19 protein-coding genes are annotated in these 17,872 nt (G+C 62.2%); 2 read left to right on the top strand and 17 right to left on the bottom strand.

Annotated features, from left to right (window positions below; genetic code table 11):
• Positions 1 to 2: 2 nt before the first annotated feature.
• From sctR to J3P82_RS11405, 10 genes are read right to left on the bottom strand one after another with little or no spacing between them, the layout of a single operon-like run.
• Positions 3 to 656: a type III secretion system export apparatus subunit SctR gene (sctR, locus tag J3P82_RS11450; RefSeq protein WP_186642427.1), complete on the bottom strand. Its 654-nt coding sequence runs from the start codon at positions 654 to 656 to the stop codon at positions 3 to 5.
• Positions 653 to 1,705, bottom strand: a complete 1,053-nt coding sequence (gene sctQ / locus J3P82_RS11445; RefSeq protein ID WP_434563141.1) for a type III secretion system cytoplasmic ring protein SctQ — start codon at positions 1,703 to 1,705, stop codon at positions 653 to 655. The genes sctR and sctQ overlap by 4 nt, the downstream gene beginning before the upstream one ends.
• Positions 1,702 to 2,175 (bottom strand): hypothetical protein, encoded by a 474-nt coding sequence (locus J3P82_RS11440; RefSeq protein ID WP_434563139.1) that lies wholly within the window; start codon positions 2,173 to 2,175, stop codon positions 1,702 to 1,704. The genes sctQ and J3P82_RS11440 overlap by 4 nt, the downstream gene beginning before the upstream one ends.
• Positions 2,176 to 2,188: 13 nt before the next feature.
• Entirely contained in the window at positions 2,189 to 3,517 is a 1,329-nt protein-coding gene (locus tag J3P82_RS11435) for a FliI/YscN family ATPase (protein ID WP_434563137.1), read from the bottom strand.
• Positions 3,514 to 4,107, bottom strand: coding sequence for a type III secretion system stator protein SctL (gene sctL, locus J3P82_RS11430; RefSeq protein WP_434563135.1), 594 nt, complete (start codon positions 4,105 to 4,107; stop codon positions 3,514 to 3,516). Before sctL ends, J3P82_RS11435 begins: the two co-directional genes overlap by 4 nt.
• Positions 4,104 to 4,739, bottom strand: a complete 636-nt coding sequence (locus J3P82_RS11425) for a type III secretion protein (protein WP_434563133.1) — start codon at positions 4,737 to 4,739, stop codon at positions 4,104 to 4,106. The genes sctL and J3P82_RS11425 overlap by 4 nt, the downstream gene beginning before the upstream one ends.
• Positions 4,736 to 5,518 carry a type III secretion system inner membrane ring lipoprotein SctJ gene (gene sctJ / locus J3P82_RS11420; RefSeq protein ID WP_434563131.1) on the bottom strand — a complete coding sequence of 261 codons (783 nt, stop codon included), beginning with the start codon at positions 5,516 to 5,518 and terminating at the stop codon, positions 4,736 to 4,738. The genes J3P82_RS11425 and sctJ overlap by 4 nt, the downstream gene beginning before the upstream one ends.
• Before the next feature lie 3 nt (positions 5,519 to 5,521).
• Positions 5,522 to 5,962, bottom strand: a complete 441-nt coding sequence (locus J3P82_RS11415; RefSeq protein ID WP_434563130.1) for a hypothetical protein — start codon at positions 5,960 to 5,962, stop codon at positions 5,522 to 5,524.
• 9 nt (positions 5,963 to 5,971) lie between these two features.
• Positions 5,972 to 6,190: a hypothetical protein gene (locus tag J3P82_RS11410; protein ID WP_434563128.1), complete on the bottom strand. Its 219-nt coding sequence runs from the start codon at positions 6,188 to 6,190 to the stop codon at positions 5,972 to 5,974.
• A gap of 53 nt (positions 6,191 to 6,243) precedes the next feature.
• Positions 6,244 to 6,849, bottom strand: coding sequence for a type III secretion protein (locus J3P82_RS11405; protein WP_434563126.1), 606 nt, complete (start codon positions 6,847 to 6,849; stop codon positions 6,244 to 6,246).
• Between the two features lie 175 nt (positions 6,850 to 7,024).
• Here J3P82_RS11405 and J3P82_RS11400 point away from each other — a divergent pair, with 175 nt between their 5' ends.
• Positions 7,025 to 7,801: a tetratricopeptide repeat protein gene (locus tag J3P82_RS11400; protein ID WP_434563124.1), complete on the top strand. Its 777-nt coding sequence runs from the start codon at positions 7,025 to 7,027 to the stop codon at positions 7,799 to 7,801.
• Between the two features lie 11 nt (positions 7,802 to 7,812).
• Here the strand turns inward: J3P82_RS11400 and J3P82_RS11395 are convergent, their stop codons facing one another.
• The 7 genes from J3P82_RS11395 to J3P82_RS11365 form a co-directional block, all read right to left on the bottom strand.
• Positions 7,813 to 8,220, bottom strand: a complete 408-nt coding sequence (locus tag J3P82_RS11395; RefSeq protein WP_434563122.1) for a hypothetical protein — start codon at positions 8,218 to 8,220, stop codon at positions 7,813 to 7,815.
• Positions 8,221 to 8,233: 13 nt separating this feature from the next.
• Complete coding sequence (locus J3P82_RS11390; protein WP_434563120.1) at positions 8,234 to 9,553, bottom strand: type II and III secretion system protein family protein; 1,320 nt, start codon at positions 9,551 to 9,553, stop codon at positions 8,234 to 8,236.
• Positions 9,550 to 11,691: a type III secretion system export apparatus subunit SctV gene (gene sctV, locus J3P82_RS11385; RefSeq protein WP_434563789.1), complete on the bottom strand. Its 2,142-nt coding sequence runs from the start codon at positions 11,689 to 11,691 to the stop codon at positions 9,550 to 9,552. Before sctV ends, J3P82_RS11390 begins: the two co-directional genes overlap by 4 nt.
• Complete coding sequence (locus tag J3P82_RS11380) at positions 11,691 to 12,041, bottom strand: tetratricopeptide repeat protein (RefSeq protein WP_434563119.1); 351 nt, start codon at positions 12,039 to 12,041, stop codon at positions 11,691 to 11,693. The genes sctV and J3P82_RS11380 overlap by 1 nt, the downstream gene beginning before the upstream one ends.
• Positions 12,041 to 12,400 carry a hypothetical protein gene (locus J3P82_RS11375; protein ID WP_434563117.1) on the bottom strand — a complete coding sequence of 120 codons (360 nt, stop codon included), beginning with the start codon at positions 12,398 to 12,400 and terminating at the stop codon, positions 12,041 to 12,043. Before J3P82_RS11375 ends, J3P82_RS11380 begins: the two co-directional genes overlap by 1 nt.
• On the bottom strand, positions 12,397 to 13,341 hold the full coding sequence (locus J3P82_RS11370; RefSeq protein WP_434563115.1) for a SctD/MshK family protein: 945 nt from the start codon (positions 13,339 to 13,341) through the stop codon (positions 12,397 to 12,399). Before J3P82_RS11370 ends, J3P82_RS11375 begins: the two co-directional genes overlap by 4 nt.
• A 119-nt stretch (positions 13,342 to 13,460) precedes the next feature.
• Entirely contained in the window at positions 13,461 to 13,625 is a 165-nt protein-coding gene (locus J3P82_RS11365) for a hypothetical protein (protein WP_162835389.1), read from the bottom strand.
• Between the two features lie 724 nt (positions 13,626 to 14,349).
• On the opposite strand from J3P82_RS11365, the gene J3P82_RS11360 reads away from it, so the two are divergent.
• Complete coding sequence (locus J3P82_RS11360; protein WP_434563113.1) at positions 14,350 to 17,751, top strand: type III effector HrpK domain-containing protein; 3,402 nt, start codon at positions 14,350 to 14,352, stop codon at positions 17,749 to 17,751.
• Positions 17,752 to 17,872 lie beyond the last annotated feature (121 nt).

Genomic DNA, 17,872 nt, shown 5'->3' with positions numbered 1-17,872 from the left:
TTTCACCCGTAACTAAGAATCAGGCCATGCATCAAGCGCGACCAGCCGCTCAAGGCAACAAAGAGAAAAATCTTCAGCGGTATCGATATGAGCGTCGGTGAAACCATCGACATGCCCATCGCCATCAAGACGTTGGCGACCAGCAGATCCACCACCAGGAACGGGATGTACAGCAGGAAGCCGATCTCGAACGCGCGCGTCAGCTCAGAGCTGACGAAGGCTGGCACCAATACCACCAGATCATCGTCGCGCAGGTCTGCGCGGGCTTCAGGCGACCAGATCGTTTCGGTGGCCTGCACGAAAAAACCGCGCTCGCTTTCGTTGGCGAACCGCGACAGATGTGCCTGCAACGGCGGCCTGAGTGCATCACCGAGCTCGCGCAGTTGCTCGACGTTTTCCATATTCAAGTTTCGCCCTTCCACTTGGCGATACATGTCACCAATCAACGGCGTCGTCACATACACCGAAAGGATCAGGGCGATGCCATACAGCACCAGGTTCGGCGGCGTCTGCTGCACACCCAGGGCGTTGCGAATCAGAAACAGCACCACGGATATCTTCATGAAACCCGTCAGGGTCACCACGGCCAGCGGAATAAGGCCGATGGTGGCAACGACCAGAATGATTTCGATCAGGTTGGGCTGGTAGCCATTCATGGCGTGCAGAAGCTCAGAAGACGCACGCCCAGACCGTCGCCAATCTTCACGAGTTGGCCCTGGCCGACGCGTCGGCCGTTGACCATAAGGTCGACGCCGGCATGCATCTGCGGCGCCAGCTGCACCAGGCTTCCCGCGCCCAACTCACGCAATTGCGCCAGCGACAGGTCCACGCTGCCGACCTGACACACCAGTTTGAGCGGCAGGTCGTCCAGCGTGGTGTCAAGCGCAGTGTCCAAATCGGACCCGACGGTTGTTACAGACATGGGATGTTCCTTCAAGAAGTTAACGGCAGTCAGTTTTTCAAGCAGCTTCAAGGTCTCGCCATCGCGTTCAGCGCGAGCTTGCCGATGAGCGCCGAGCACCAGCCGAACCTGCGCCTCGGGCCAGTCCTCCAGCATCAGCACATCACCCGGCCGCAGGCTGCGCAGCTCGGCCACGCTCAGCCAGGCCTCGCCCCCCTCCACCGCCAGCGGCAAATACAGCGCAGCCAATGGTTGGGTGGCGGGGGCGGCGTACTGATCCAACAGTTCGGCGATCAGGCGGGCGGCGTGAGCGCTCATATGCAGCGGCACCGCCCACGGTGAATGCTGGGCAACCTCCACCTGCAGCATCAGGCTCAGCACAGGCGGCGAGTCAGCCACGTCCTCTGGATCCATAACCCGCAATGACTGGCCGGTCAGTTGCTCCAGCGGTTCGATCAGGCTGAGCAAAGCCAATTCCAGCAGCAGCGCGCCGGGCAACCGCTGCAAATGCTCCAGCGGGTAATCCGCCAACCCGAGCAGCTCCAACGCCGGAGTCGGCAGTTGCAACACAAGCGGGTGATCACCCAGCGATAAATGGATGTCGAGCAATGGCTCGACCGGCGCGGTGACACCGGCCAACAGCACGCTGACCGGCTGGTCGGCGCAGTGCCCTTGCCAGGGTGCGCGGGGGCGATGCAGGCGATTGTGCAACGTCAGCCATTGCGGATCGTAGATGGGCAATCCGCTCAGCGCTGTATCGGTGCCGGGCTCCGGCGCCCAGCACTCGCGCTCGCGGCAGGTCATGCCGGCCCCCCAGGCGCCGCAGCAGGAATATCCTCGGCATCGTCCCGAGACTCCCCGGCGCGACGCTCGCTTTGCAGACGCCCCTCAAGCAGCGAGTCGCAGGCATCGGCCTGACGCTGCCGCGCCATGCGGGCAGCGCGAAACATTTCGCGCTCCTGCTCCTGTACCTCGAGCAACTGCGCAGTCCGCTCAACCGATTCTTCCAACTGATGCCGACTATCCGCCAGCTCGTTCAGATGTTCCTGGGCCGCGTGCCAGGCATTGATCGACAGCCCGTCACTGAAAGACCCGTAGATGCGCTCAGCCTCGCGAGCAAGCGATTCGCGATGCAAGTGCAATTTGTCCCTGGCGTCATCGAGGGCATGATGCGTGTCGCTGCACCGTTGCTGCTGAGCGGCCAACTGGCTGGCGGCACGCTGCTCGCGCAGCTGACGCAAGGCCTGCAAGCTGCGTAAATCATTGGTCTTCATAAAGCCTCCGGATTCATGCCAAAACCTTGCGCATGTGGCTGAGCGTCTGTTCGGCACTGCTCGGTTCAGCCGCGCCCTGGCGCATGAACGCTTCGATGGCGGCATGCCGTGCGATGGCCTCGTCGGCCAGCGGGTCGCTGCCGGTGGCGTATTCACCGACGCGGATAAGCATTTCGATTTCATTGCGTCGCGCCATCAGTTCGCGGATGCGCATGGCCAGGTGACGCTGCTCATCGCTGCAAACCTGGTCCATCAAGCGGCTGCGGCTGCGCAACACGTCCACCGCGGGGAAGTGATTGCGCTGGGCCAGTTCAGCGCTGAGCACAATGTGCCCGTCGAGAATCGAGCGCGCCTCTTCCGCGACGGGGTCCATCGATACGTCGCCTTCGGTGAGCACGGTGTACAGCGCGGTGATGCTGCCGACCGGGCCAGGCCCTGCACGCTCCAACAGACGTGGTAACGCGGAGAAAAATGACGGCGGATACCCGCGCCGGGTCGGCGGTTCGCCCACAGCCAAGCCGATTTCCCGTTGCGCACGGGCAAACCGGGTCAGGCTGTCCATCAGCAGCAACACATCGCGGCCCTGATCGCGGTGATATTCCGCCAGCGCCGTGGCGACGTATGCCGCGCGCACCCGCTCAGCGGCGGGCCGGTCAGAGGTCGCGACCACCGCCACGGTGCGTGCGCGTGCCTGGGCATCCAGTTGCACATCCAACAGCTCGCGCACCTCCCGGCCCCGCTCGCCGATCAGGCCGATGACGATCACGTCCGCGTCGGTGTGGCGCACAATGCTCGCCAGGAGCGAAGACTTGCCTACGCCCGGCTCGCCGAAGATGCCCATGCGCTGCCCTTGGGCCAGGGTCAGCAAACCATCGATTGAGCGCACGCCGAGGGACATGGGTTTGACAATCAGTTGTCGGGAAAACGGCGGCGGCGGTTCGGCATGCAGTGGGTAATGCCGCATGATTCCCAGGGGCAGGACCCCGTCGCCGTCCAGATAATCACCCATCGGGCTGATCACCCGGCCCAACTGCGCGTCGCCGACGCTGACCCCCAGCGTCTCGCCGGTGGCAATGATTTCGGTGCGGGTCGACAGGCCTTCCATCGAACCGATGGGCGACAGAATGGCTTCGTCCTGCTCAAACCCGATGACTTCCGCCGCCAGGCGGCGACCGCTGCTCGGATCGCACAATTGGCACAGCTCGCCGATGCGCACGCCGGCGACACTGGCCCGCAAGAGCACGCCGCGAATGCTGCGCACTGTGCCTTTCATGGGCCGCGGCCGCGCTTCGCCGAGGCGTTCGGCCAGGCGTGGAATAATCGCCGCCACTTCAACGCTCACGACTGCTGACCTTCTGCAAACGGCAGCAGGTAGCGGCGCAGGTTATTCAGTTGCGCCTCCAGCCCCAGTTCCACAGAACCGACAGGACTGCTCAGCCGCGCCTGGCCGGGCGCCAATTGATCGTCGGCTTCGACCGTGATCAGTGGCAGGCTATCCAGCTCCGAGTTCAGGCGATGACGTACCGCCTCGACGTCCCGACGAGGTACCAACAGGCTCAAGGATTGATCCTGGCGAAACGCGTTCAGTGCCTTGCGGGCGCAACGCACAATTCGCTCAGCATCGTCCATGTCGTCGAGCACTTCACGCACGATGCCCAGGGCCAGGTCGGCCATGGACGCTTCCAGCCCAGACAACCAGGTATCGACCTTCAACGACGTCTCGACCAGCAACGCACCAATTTCCTCGGCGCCCTGTTGGCGAGCGCTTTCGAAGCCCGCCTCGCGAGCCTGTTCCAGCCAACGCGCGCTGTCGTTGCGCAGGTTCTGCGCCTCTTCCTTCGCGGCCTGGACAAAGGCATAGCCGTCGACCCACAGGTCGGCCTGCTCGGCACGAAGAATTCGCGCTGCTGGACGGGTAGGTAGTTCGCTCATCCGGCCACCTCTCCGTCTGGCGGACCAAATGCTGCGGCGGCGCGGCGCACGATGTTTGCGTCGCCTGTAGCAGGCGAGTCGTCGACCTGCGTCAACTCCAGACGCAACCGGAGCCAGTCACGCAACCCGGCCGGCTGGCGCTGCAGCCAGGCCGTCAGACAACGGGCGCCATCGTGGTCAATGGCGTCGAGCAACTCGGCAGGTTCGCGCAACAGGTCCGCAGCGCCCGCCAGCGAGCGATGGGCGAGGGCCAGCGCAAACACCTCGCTGCCCAGCGCATCGCGCAATAAGTTGACCCGTTCGCTGCGAATTTCGCGGCTCAACGTCTGCGCGTGCCAGATCGCGCCGCACAGACGCGGCAAGCGCTTGAACGCTTCGGGAGAGAGCAACAGCACCGCAAGATCCTGTTCGTCCGGCGGCGGCACAAGCGCCAGCGCCGGCAGGCGGAAATGGCCCATCAACTGCTGGAGCAGCCGCGCCTGGAAACGCGGCATGGTGTACAGCGCCGCCTGCTGTTGAGCGGTTAGCGGCTGCGACCAGCACTCACGCAGATGGCGCGTATTGACGAAGCTCAGCGGTTGCTCGAGCAAGGTTTGCCAGGCTTGCTGCTGGGGGCTTGGAGCTGCTGTCATTGCGCGTCTTCCAGCACGTACACCGACTGGGCGCCGCGCCGCTGCCAGTGCTGCCAACCGATAACGCCGGCAAGCCCCAGGGTGCAGAGCAGCAGCAAACCGAAGATCAGCCGCGCCCGGGGCAGATTGTCTTCCAGCATCCACATGCCCAGGAAGGTCGCCAGGCGCGGCTGGGCACCGCTGCGTTGGCCGGCGGCAGCGGCCTTGATGGCCGTCACCGAAACGCCTTCGTAGCTCAGGCCGGAGATCCCGTTGGCGACCAGCGTCTTGATCTGCGGGATCAATTGATTGATATCGGTGGCCGGGTCATAGCGCACCAGCACGGATGCCGAGGAAGGCGATATCACGCGCTTGAGCAAGTCGTTGTCCGGCAACACGACGTGCACCCGAGAGGAGATGATGCCGTCGATTTCCGACACGCTGTGGGACAGTTCTTCGCTCAAGGCGTAGACCATTTGCGCCCGCTCTTGGACCGGCGATGACACCAGGCCATTGCTCTTGAAGACCTGGCCCAGGTTGGAAAACGACTGGCCCGGCAACCCTGCTTCATCGAGCAACGCCATGGCTTGGGCGAAACGTTTTTCGTCCACCACCACCGTCAGTTGGCCGTTTTCCTGCACCTTGCGCGAGGCCGGAACGCCGTCGCGCAACAGGACGGCAACCATGGCATTGGCCTCGCGCTCGCCCAGGTTGGTGTACAGGTCGATATCGCAGGCCTGCAACAATCCAGCAAAGGCAACGACGATCGTCAAACGCAGGGCACGGCAGCGATGGGACATGGCTTATTGACCTTTCAAAAGCGTGTTGGCGGAGCCGGATATCTGCGTTGCACCGCGCACCACCATTTGCGTCTCGATGGAATAGTCGAACATCTTGCCCAGCGAATGGACGATCTGATCGACCTGTTGTTCGCCGACCTTTTTCGGCGGCTGCCCGCTGTTGGCGTGGTTTTGTGCCGACGCCACCGCTGGTGTATTACCCGGCCCCGAGGCAGCGCCGGGCGGTGAGCCATTGGTGAGCGCATCGGCCCGTTCGGAGAAACTGCGCGAGCGGTCGATGAATCCGTTCAGGCGCTCCATCAAGCCTTCGCCGATCTGATGCGGGCTAGCGCCTTGGGGCATGCCCTTGGCATTTCCGGCCATGTGTTCGAAGAGGTTCTGCGAGGTTTGTACGCCTGACGGCGGCAATGCCGCCGTGGCGGGTGCTGCAAGACTTGCGGTCATGGCGGCGGCCTACTCTTCGTCGTCTTCGGACGACTGGGCTTCGTTCAGCATTTCCTGGGCCTTGGGCATGATGATGAACTGCCCGGCGACGGTAACGGCTTGGGTGATCAGGGCTTCGGTGAGTTCGTCATCGCTCATTTCTGCCTTGGATTTGTCCACTGCGGCATTGAACTGCGCTTCCGGCGTCGGGGGAACATGGGTGGTGCTGTCGACAGGGCTGACTGACATCGTATTGCTCCTTACCAGTGGGTTATGGGCTTGCTGTTTTTGCTTTTCGGGTTTCAGTGGCTGGCTTCCAGGGTCACCACGCCCCCACGAAATACGCGCACACCGCGCTCCCGCGCGACGGGGGCAATGACGTGGCGTTGCTGGTGGTCGACATGCTGCTGGACCATGCCCAGGTACGCCGGTGGTCCCGAGACGAACAGCTCATCGCCATCGGGGCCTGCACGGGACGACAGCTGCTTGCCGTAGACGTCCAGGCTGCCCAGGTAATCTTCAAGCTGCTCAAGGTCGTGCCCCTGGGCCTTGAACAGGCGCGTGGCGTTTTCAGCGTCGGCGCTCAGGTACAGAATGTTGCCGTCGAAGTACCAGCTCAGGCCGTTGACGTTGCACAGCTGCGTCAGGAAATCCCCCGCTGACTCGCCGCGAACCTTGCTGCGAGACTTGCCACGAACCTTGTCCGACATGACCACGATGAGCCCCAGGTTGTGGCCGAACTCCTCCAGCGCGGCGCGCACATCCTGCTCGACCAGCACGTAGGCATACGGCTCGGCGAACCACTGCGGCGCATCGCCGGTCGGCGCGTCTGCGGCGCGTACGCCGGTCGAGGCCAGAACCGCCGTCAGTGCCCAGAAAAACCAGTTTTTGAATGAAGGATTACCCATGACGGCGTCCCCCACATCTGCCGGCGGTGGAACGGGAAACACCGCGCACATAACGTTCGCTATTGCGCTTCAACTCGATAAAATGAAGCGCGCGCCGGGTGAGCCGTTTCGGTTGGTCGGCCCCCGCCGCTGATCGAGCCATTGCCCCGCCGTCCTCGAACCAAGAGTCTTTCCCATGCCCAGTCGCTTTGCCCCCACGTTGATCTTGCTTGGCAGCGTCACGCTCGCATCCTGCAGCACCCCGCCCGCCGCCGACGGCAGTTACGAACGCTTTATGGGGCTGGCAGCCGACCTGCAACAACGCGGCGACACCGTGACCGCCGCCGGGCTTTATGAAAAGGCCACGCAGCTGCCGCAGGCGCAAATCGAGGCCTGGCTCAAACTGGGCGAAGCACGACTGGCCAACGGTGATGCGCGAGGCGCCGAGCGCGCCTATCAACAAGCGCTGGAACGCCAACCAGACAGCGCAGCCGCCTTGCTCGGCCTGGGCAGCGCACAACTGCGCCAAGGTAAACTGGACCGTGCGGTGACGGTGCTGACCCAGGCCAGTGCGCAACCCGATCAACCCGAAGCGTTCAACCGGCTGGGCATCGCGCAGATTCTGCGGGGCCAGCCCGACGCGGCCCAGGCGGCGTTCAGCCAGAGCCTCACGATGGCTTCCAACGACCTCGACACCCGTTGCAACCTCGCCCTGGCCTACGCCCTGGGCGGCAAATCGCAACGGGCGCTGGACACTATCCATAGCGTCGTCGAGTCCGCACGCGCCCTGCCCCGTCACCAACGCAACGCGCTGCTGATCAGCGTGCTCGCCGGCCGCGAAAATGACATCCGCACCCTGGACGACATTTCCAACGAAGAGCGCAACGACCTGTTGGTTGAAGCGCGCCGTATCAAGGCCATAAAAGACCCGCAAGCCCAGGCGCGCGAGTTGGGGCTGGTCGATACTCAGTAGGCGAAGGACAGTCATTGGCGCTCCTGCTTGTCGGCCCTTGCCTGCTGCTCGGATTGGCGCCGGCGCAGCTCCTCGCGGTCATAACCGTCAATGTAGACCTGCGCCGCACGCCCCACGGGCGCGGCCATGGTCGGACCGGTCGCCCTGCCCTGGAACAGATCCGAACGCTGCTCGACCATCTGCAAAAGCGTAAGGTTGTTGGCGCAGCCGGGTGGCAATAACGGCACGTGCGCTTCTTCATCGTTGCCCGATTGATCCTCGACCGAAGGCTTCAAGCACTCCACCGGCACCAGTTCGACCCGGCCGTCGGCGCGGGTCAGCGCCTGGTAATCCGGCGAGTAGCTCGCGGGTGTCAGCTGGGTCTTGCAACCCGCCAGCAGCGTCAACGCCAGGCCTATCAGCAGCAGTACACGATTCATGGTTGCTCCCTGTTCAATTCATGTAGAAGCCGAACATCCCGCCGTTGCGCGGCCCCGCCGATGCCGTGGTGGTGTCCGCAGGTCGAGCGTCGAGTGGCGTGGCAAGGGTTCGCCCACGCACCGGTTGCACCAGATACGGCGTGATCAGAATCACCAGTTCGGTTTCATTGCGCTGAAAGCGCTTGGAGCGAAACAGATTGCCGAGGATCGGCATGTCGCCAAGCATGGGGACTTTCTCGACGTCCTGGCTGCTTTCGCGCTGGAACAGCCCGGCGATCGCGAAGGTCTGGCCGCTGCCGACCTCAACCCGCGTATCGGCGCGCCGCACCCTGAACGACGGCACTTGATAACCGCCCACCCTGACCGTACTGGAGGCCATCAGACTGCTCACTTCAGGACGCACCTGCAGGGCAATTCTGTCGTTGGGCAAGACCGTCGGGCTGAACAGCAGCGACACGCCGTATTGCTTGTATTCGATGCCGACCAGATCGCGGTTTACCGGCACCGGCACGGCGACTTCACCCCCGGCCAGGAAACTCGCGGTCTGGCCGGTCATGGCCGTGATGTTCGGCTCGGCAAGGATCTCGAGGATGCCGTTGCTCTGCAGCGCCTCAAGCATCGCGTCGATATTCACATTGCCCGACGCCAGCCCGGCGCTAATCACGTTGGAGCCACCGCTGGCCGCCTCTGCCGCCAGCGCCCCGCCCGTGAGCAGGCCGAAGGAGAACGTGCCGTTGTTGAACAATGCGTTCCAGTTGACGCCGTAGCGCAGCAGTTCCGAGCGCGACACCTCGGCAAACCGCACGCGGATGTTGACCTGCGCCGAGCCCTCGTATGACGCACCGTTGATTGCGCTCTTGAAATCCTGGCCTTCGGTACTCAGCAGCGCGTTCAAGTCAGTGGCCTCGCCCACGCTCTTGACGCTGCCTTTGGCCACGACTCGATTACCGGTTGCCGAGATCTGCGCGCTGCTGCCGGGATGCAGCGCCTTCAACGGGCGACTGATGGCCTGGGTACCGCTGCTGACGGACAGGCTCAACGCCGCCAGTTGCTCGCCATCGGGGCTCAAGGCGATCAGGCTGGTCTGCCCGGGGGCTTTGCCAAACACGTAGATCAACCCGGGCGACACCACCTGCAAATCGGCAATGCCGGGGTCTGCGACGAGCACCGAGTCAACCGGTGCCGTGAAGTTCAAGATGCGCCCTTCGCCGGACGCCAGGTCGAGGTTGCCAGTACTGCCTTCAGCGATGGTCTGCGCGCAGGCGATCACGGGCAGCGTCAACGCTGCAACGGCGGCTATCCAGAAGCCACGAAACTGCACAAAACACGTCATGAGGCGCTCGCCATCGGAGTAATCGGGACGCCGCTGGCTGGGCGTCGATGCGTAATTTCATTCAGGCTGACGGTGCCAAGCGCTTGCAGGTTGTACTCGCCGGCCAGCTCGCGAAACGACAGGACCGCCAGTTCCAGCTCGCCGCGCACCACCAGGCGACGCATGCCACGCCGCAACTCGGGATGCACCAGCAATACCGCCTGGCCTTCTTCAGGCAAGCGCTCACAGGCGTGACGCATTTGTGTCAGCAACGCGCGGTTGGTGTGTTCGGGCCATGAGTCGCCAGGGTTCTCCAGACGCCGCGTGCTCGCGCGCAATTGTTCTTCCAGGCCCGGGGTGAGCACGAAGGCGCTGATGACCCGGTTGCGGTCGGCGAACTGGTGGCTGATCTGGCGTGCCAGCGCGGCGCGCAGTTGTTCGGCCAGATCCGGTGCATCGGTGTGCCGCGCGCCCCATTCGACCATGGCCTCGAGCAACGCGCGCTGATTGCGGATCGAGACACCTTCAGCGACCAGCAAGCGCAGGGCCTCGGCGATGCGTTGCAACGGCACGATGCGCAGCACTTCCTTGACCAACTCGCTGTACAGGCCTTCCATGCGCTCGAGGATCGCTCGGGTCTCCTGGATGCCGAGAAAATCCGCGGCGTAACGGCGCACCGTGCGCTCGACCATGGCACGCAGCACCTCGTCAGGCAGCATGAAACCGATGCCGGCCTCTTGCAGGCTGTCCCGATGATGCCGTTCTATCCAATGCGCCGGCCGACGGCTGAGGGGCGAATCGTGTTCCAGCAGCGCAATGTCGAGCAAGTGCGCATGCACCGGGTCGTCCTTGAGCAACAGGCAGTCGGGGGGCAAGTCGCCTTCGTTGACCGGCACGCCCTCGAGCTCAATGACAACGCGGTTGGCCGGCATCGACGGATCGACATACAGCTCCGGCACGGGCACTTCGATCCCCAGGTCAGCGCGGATGTCATGACACAAGGCTTCAAGTCGCTGGCCCAGCGGCAACTCCGGCGCCGCCAGGCCCAACGCCGAGCCCATGCTGAGCAACAGCCGGCTATCCAGCGGCTTGCCGAGCACCTGGGAGGGTTCGGGCACGGGTGCTTGATCGTCAGCCGCTTCGCTGACAGTTTCAACGGCAGGCACCTCGACCACCCGGCCACGGCGATACATGACGAATGCCGCGCCCCCAAGCACCGCTGCCAGGCCGATGAACACCAGCGCGGGGAAACCTGGCAGCAACGCAACGCCCAGCAGGATCAACGCCGTCAACCCCAGCGCCATGTGACTGGCGCCCAGTTGCTGGAGAATTTCCGTGCCGAGATTGCCTTGGGCGTTGTCACTGTTGACGCGGGTGACCACCGTCCCCGCCGCCACTGAAATCAGCAGCGCCGGAATCTGCGCGATCAGCCCGTCGCCCACCGTCAACAGCGAGTAGGTGTGCGCCGCGTCGCCGAATGACATACCCCGCTCGAGCATGCCGATCAGCATGCCGCCCAGTAGGTTGACCGAGAGAATCACCAGCCCGGCGATCGCATCGCCTTTGACGAATTTCATTGCGCCGTCCATGGCGCCGAACATCTGGCTTTCGCGCTCAAGTCGCGAGCGACGGCGACGGGCTTCGGGCTGATCGATGTCGCCGTTACGCAGATCGTTATCGATGCTCATCTGCTTGCCCGGCATCGCGTCCAAAGTAAAGCGCGCCGCGACCTCGGCCACGCGCTCGGCGCCTTTGGTGATCACCACGAACTGCGCAACTGTGATGATCAAGAACACCACCAGGCCCACCACCACCTGGCCTGCGATGACAAAATCGCCGAAGGCCTTGACGATGTGACCTGCGTTGCCATCCAGCAGAATCAAGCGCGTGGTGGTGATTGACAAGGACAGGCGAAACAGCGTGCTGAGCAGGATCAGTGGTGGCAGCGCGGAGAACTCCACCGAGTGCGAAATATAAAACGCGACGATCAGGATCAGGATGCTCAGCGCAATGTTCATGCCGATCAGCGCGTCGACCAGCCAAGTGGGCAGCGGGATGATCATCATCACGATGGCCATCAGCATGAACGCAACAATGATCACATCGCTGCGCGTGGCGGCGACGCGTGCCAGGGCATTCAGGTGGTTCATGACCCGCATCATCGAGCGGCCCTGCGGGCGGTCAGATAGCGCTTGAAGCACTGGCGCGCCTCTTCCTTGCGCGCGGCGCCCCACAACGCGCGGCTGCGTAGCAACAACGCGCCCGGCGATTCGCCTTCGGCCGCCACCAACCGGTCCAACGCATTCAATGCGCGGGCCGGCTGGGCGCTGTCGGTGAAGGCCATCGCCAGCCCCCGCAGCAGCATCGGATCGGCCGGCGCTAGATGTGCCGCGACCAGCAGCATCACCAAGCCTTTTTGCGGCTGGCCGCCACGGCGATAGAGCTCGCCCATGCCCTTGAGCAACTCGACGGCATCCTGCTCTTGGCGGCTGAGCATTTCGTGGCGCATCAGGCCTGCACCTCGGCGCGCTGTTGCTCCAGGCTGCGGCGCATGTCGATTTCCTCGCTGATCAGTTCATGGGCCAGGGTCTTCACCTGCGTCTCTGCGTCCAGGCCCGGCAGGACGTTGTGCAGGACGTATTCGAGAATCTCCAGGGAACGGGTGCTGCCGAACAGCTGTGCAGCGATACCGTCGACACTTGAAGACTGCTCGACATCGCCGCGCAATGAGCGACGCGCCAGGACTTCACGCTTGCTCAGGACCGTTTCGAAACGCGCGCCCTGACGCAGGTTCGCCGGTTGGACAGGGTCGGTCGCGGGGGTTTTCCCGGTGGTGGTCGGCAGCAGTGGACGCGGGTCGATTTTCATAGGGTGAAGGTGAACCGTTCTTCGCCCCGGGCGAGAATCACTTGGTCGTTTTCGATGCGCTCCAACGTCCAGTCATCGGCCAGGGCGGCGCCTGGGTACAAGCGCTTGCCACTCTCATTGACGACATAAGGGTTAGTGCCGAACCAGACTGCCTGGAAACGTACCCGTGGCGTGGCGACCTCGGCGCGAGGAGCGACATCGGAATGCAGCACCACTTGCTGGCCAAAGCGACCGTCATAGGCTTGTTGCACGCGCATCCACTGGCTTTTCTGTGCCGGATCGTAGCGGCCCTGCACGTCGAGCTGGCCATCGGATTGGCTGACTTTTATCTGGTTCAGACGGGCTGCCGCCAGTTGTTGCTCAAGCCAGGTCGCGGCTTGCGCTGCCGTTGCGGTGTTCGGCTGTTTTGCCTCGACGGGCGCACTCAGATGGCTACGCGTCGGCGGCTCCAGGGATGAAACGGGTTGACCACGAAAGGCAAACGCGCCGAGGCATAAGAACATCAACAGCAACGCGATGATCCATTGCGGCGCACGTCGCGAGGCGCGCATGACGGGGTCCACGGGTTTGGATAGATCGCCGGCATCGTTCAGGGTCAGGCGAGCATCGCCGATGCGCACAGCCAGAGGAAAACGCGTGCGGTGGCCGCTGCCGATGGGAATCCTGAGCGCCTGGGCATCACTCCCAATGACGATGACGTCGCCGCCAAGGGCTTCGACCGCCACTTGGCCGTTAGCGAAACGCAGGGCCATGTGTCGCTCAGCAATGCCGGCGTCACTGAGCAACAGATCAGCGCTACCGGCACTGCCAATAATGTAGGCGGCTTTGTCGAGGGAGAGCGTTACCCCTTGATGCAGGCCGTGGGTGATGCTGAGCAGTGGAGCGCTCTTTCCCGCAGCGGATGAACCAGGCGCGGGGGTCAGGGAAATCAGGGCTGTCATATCGGGTTACCCGAGTGGTGCGCGCAGGCAAGGGCGAGTCAGACACCGAAAAACGTAGAGTGAAATGCAGCGTAAGGGCCAGGTAGGCGAGCAGCCTTGCGGCTGCCCGCGCAGCGACGTCAGTTCTGCGGACGTTGCTTGGTCGCATCGAGCTCAGCTTTTTTGGCTGTGGTCAGCTCGGTGATCTTTGCCGACTTCTCGATAGCCATGTTGAACGTGGCTTCCATTTTCGCGATTGCTGCATCTGCGCCGCCGCCGGAGCTTGCTGGAGGGACTTCACTCATGTTGGATCTCCTTGCTTTAGATGGGATGTCTTCAGCCGCAAAGCGGCGTATTCGTACTTCAGGCATCACAGTAAGGAAGCTTTATTACAATTAAACTTCAGCTCACCGCCCTGCACGAATCGATACTACGCAGGTGAAACTAATCGAGGCTGTGAAAACTTGTGAAACCTCGCCCCCATAACTATCAGACCGCTGCGCAATATCATTTAGCCTTCACCGAAAAACATCTGCACAACATATTTCAAAATATTTCCTTGCTACACATTGGAACTTTATATTTATTGGCGGTCGTTTCCGCTTAGTACTGGCTCTTCAATACCAATGGCTGTGTTTTCCCCCATAACCCTCTAGATAGAGCGATCCTTCAGGGTTGCAAAGGTTGTGAAATGTTGTGAAACCTGCGTGTGCCCGCCCTCCTTTGCACATCGTTCTGATAATGTCCCGGTCTCACTGGCGTTCAGCTCGGCGCTAAGCGGCGTAACTTTGTCGGCGTTATCAAATGATTGGGACACTGTAACGCGCCTGCCAAGGCTCAGAATTAATATGTGTGCTACGTCACACTATTGATCGTGCTTCGCTGATATTTAATACAGTGAACAAATAATAAACAGCCGTATTCATTGGCCATTGCATCGCGGGGCCATGGCCGGCCAGTTTGCATTTACGCAGTCCCCTGTTCTGAACAAGTGACTGCCTTGATACTCATCAATACAGGAGCCTGACGATGTCTCTCACCGTGACGGATTTGAAAAAACACCCAGTACCAAAACAATCCGAAGCCCAGTGGGGCGACTCGGTTCAGCGCGCCAAGGCCAAGGAAGCCGGTATCGAGTGGCAACTGTCTGAAAACGATCATCGCTCCACACAGGAGATCATCGATGGCAGTCCATTGCTGAAGAACCTGGGCAACCAGAGCGGCGTGAAAGACAAGCTCAAGGAGCGCGTAGGGGATTTCGAAACCGACCGCGATGCGGCCTATCGCGCGACACAGGTGCTCGAACACATTGAGCAGTTGGACGAAGGCGGCAGCCGCGTGGCCGGCAAAGACGTCAACAATGGCAGAGTGGACGGCTTCACCAAGAGCGGCGAAGCCAAGCACGGTACCGAAGCCGGGCGCCTGCAGGACTTCGGCAAATACGGTTTCGAGAACCTCGAGGGTAAGCTGAAAAACGTCGACACGGTTGGCGATGACCCGGCCGTGCGTGAAAAGGCCGATGCACGGGGCATCCAATGGGAAAGGCCGGAGAATGACCAACGCTCCGCGCAGGAGATCATCAACGACAGCCCTTTGTTGAAGAACCTTGGCAACCAAAGTGGCGTCAAGGACATGCTCAAGGAGCAGGTCGGCGACTTCGAGAATGACCCGGACGCCGCCTATCGCGCCAAGCAGGTGCTGGACCACGTTGTACGTTTTGACGAAAGTGGCGAACGCCTGGCGGGCAAGGATGTCAACAACGACAGCATCGATGGCTTCACCAAAAGCGGCGAGGCCAAACACGGCACTGAAGCCGGTCGCCTGCAGGATTTCGGCAAGGGCGGCTTCGACAGCCTCAACGGCAAACTTGAAACTGCCGCCAACGTTGGCAGCGATCCCAAGGCTCGCGAGGCAGGTGAAAAAGCCGGCATCGTCTGGGAGCTTCCGGAGGGCGACAAGCGCTCTGCCAGCGATATCATCGACGCCAATCCCCTGCTTAAGAACCTCGGTAACCAGAGCGGCGTAAAAGATGCCCTCAAGGAACGTGTCGGCGACTTCGAGAATGACCCTGACGCCGCGTTCCGGGCCAGCCAGGTGCTTGACCGCGTCGTAGGCTACGATGAGAGCGGCAAGGTGCTCAGCGGCGGCGACGTTGCCAACAGCAGTGTCGACGGCTTTACCAAAAGCGGCGAAGCCAGGCACGGCACCGAGGCAGGACGCTTGCAGGACTTCGGCAAATTCGGCTTCGAGTCACTGCCCAAGGCCCAGGCCAGCGAAGATATCGCCAGCTTCAAGGATTTTCTCAAGGCCAAACCCGACGCCGACGAAGGCTCCAAACAAATCGCCCAGTACGCCGCCATCCTTGAGCAAAAGTACGACTCGATTCGCGGCAAGACCGGCGCGGACGGCACATTGACCGAACAGAACATCAGCGACTACAAGGACGCCAACCCCCAGCTCAGCGCCAAGGAGAAAGAAGCGCTGGAGTTCTGGTCCCAGCCGGGCGCGTTCAAAATGCTCGACACCGCCGGCAATCCGCTGGCCAATAGCGCCGACGGCAAGGTCAGCAAGGCCGACATCCAAGCCTGGCTGAAGAACACCGCCCCGGCTGATGCCCCTGGGCTGACTAGCATGCTGTCGAGCGTGGTATCGGGCAACGTGACCGACAATGTCGACACCAGCAAGCTGGGCCCAGATGTCTTCAAGCACCCCGAAAAATACACGGCAGAGCAAAAAGCCGCCGTGCTGATGGACCTGCAGAATGCGCAAAAACTGGTGATCGACGGCGCCACCGCTGGGATGTGGGGCGACGACTACGGCAAGGTAGCCATTGCCAACGGCTCCGGCGCGTTCTGGGAACCGGACAAGGTGCTGCAGGACATCAACGACCACATCGCCATCCTCCAGAAGGACAAGCCTACGGCTGAGTTTCTCCAGACCCGCGGCGATAAAGCCATGAAAGAGCTGTTTGATGACAGCCCGGAGCTCAAGGCAGCGGCGACCAAAACCTACGAGGACCAGATCAAATCCGGCAAGGCGCTGGACAAAGCCTGGGACGCCGCTACCAAGGACGGCAAGGTTGATCAACCCAAGGCACTGGCGGACTTCTATGCCACTGCGCGCAGCCTCCAGACGATGTTGGGCATCGACAAGGCCGACGAGATCCAGGCAGGCGTAGGCAAGTCCTCCCACAGTGAAGAATTCAAGGCCTACTACAAAGACTCGCTGGCCTCGGGCGATCGTCTGCGCGAGCTGCTCAAGACCGAAACGCCGGAAGCGGCTGCCGGTGCTTTCAGCATGGAAGTGGCGCTCTACAACGGCGCGCTGGACCCGGAATTCACCGGCACGCTCGACAAGCAGCTGAACGATAATTTCTCCAGCATCGTTCAGGAAAACGCCTTCAAAGGAGCAACCTTCGATGACCTGAAAGCGGCCTATGGCAAGGATGGCGGCGCAGAGCTCGACGAAGGAAAAGTGCGCAAGCTGATTGATGAAATACGTCGGGAATCACCCGAACTGCTGATGAACAAAGACGGCACCATGACCACGACCGATCAAATCCTCGCGGGTTTTCGCGGCAACTGGGACATGTTCCGCCAGGGCATCAAGTCACTGGACAGCATGAACGCGCTGACCAAATTCGACCCCAGCGGCGATGGCAAAGGCGCGTACAGCAGCGGCGTCCTGCACGGAGTCAGCGGCCTGTTCCTGGCTGGCGTGACTATCTCCCGTGGCGTACAGGGCGCAGGCAAGCTGACCGAAAGGAACATGGTCGATATTGCCACCGGCTCAGTCATGACCGCCACCGTGCTCACCGAAGGCGGCACCAAGGCTTACAAGGAGTACCTGGATACCGCGATCAAGAACGGAGAACAGTCGATCGACGATATGCGGACCGGCAAGCTCCCCAGCGATTTGCTCCAGCAGCTCAAGGACAACGTCAAGGACGGCAAGAACGCCAAGATCATTGCCACCAGGTTCGAGGACAGCGCAAAAGGCCTGGGTGGGCTGGCAGGTATGGCGATGGGTGCCTACGGGATCTTCGACGGCGTGCAGGCGATTCGCCGCGGCGACAAGCTGACCGGTGGTTTCGGCATCACGGCCAGCGCGCTGGGCGCCTTGGCCGGTGCGGCGTCAGCCGTAGAGGGCGGCCTTGGGTTGCTCAGCGCCAGCCTGCCACGGCTGATCCCCTACATGTCCGGTATTGCCGGTGCAGCCGGGGTCCTGGGTGTCCTTGCCGGGGGCGTCGCCGTGCTCGCCGCGCTGATCCCCGGATTGGTCAGGGAGGGCCAGCAGCAGGCCAAGGCTGATGACTTCGCCCAAGTGCTCGGCGGCTCGATCGAGCGCTACGGCATCGACGGTGTCAAAGAAGGCACGATCAGCGACATCCCGACGAAAGATTGGCCGGGCGGCGAAGAATCGATGTCCTGACATCGATCGACTACCGGGGGCGGCAGCGCAACATGCCTCGCGTTGCCGCCTGCGCTGTCTATTCCACCCTTACCCTTGACTGATCCGGCTGACGGGCGCAAACCAGACCGGTCAACACAGT

This window comes from Pseudomonas sp. Z4-20, assembly GCF_051131955.1.
Classification (GTDB): domain Bacteria; phylum Pseudomonadota; class Gammaproteobacteria; order Pseudomonadales; family Pseudomonadaceae; genus Aquipseudomonas; species Aquipseudomonas marvdashtae.
The sequence above is the reverse complement of the archived record's forward strand: the minus strand, read 5'-3'. Positions and strand labels throughout refer to the sequence as shown.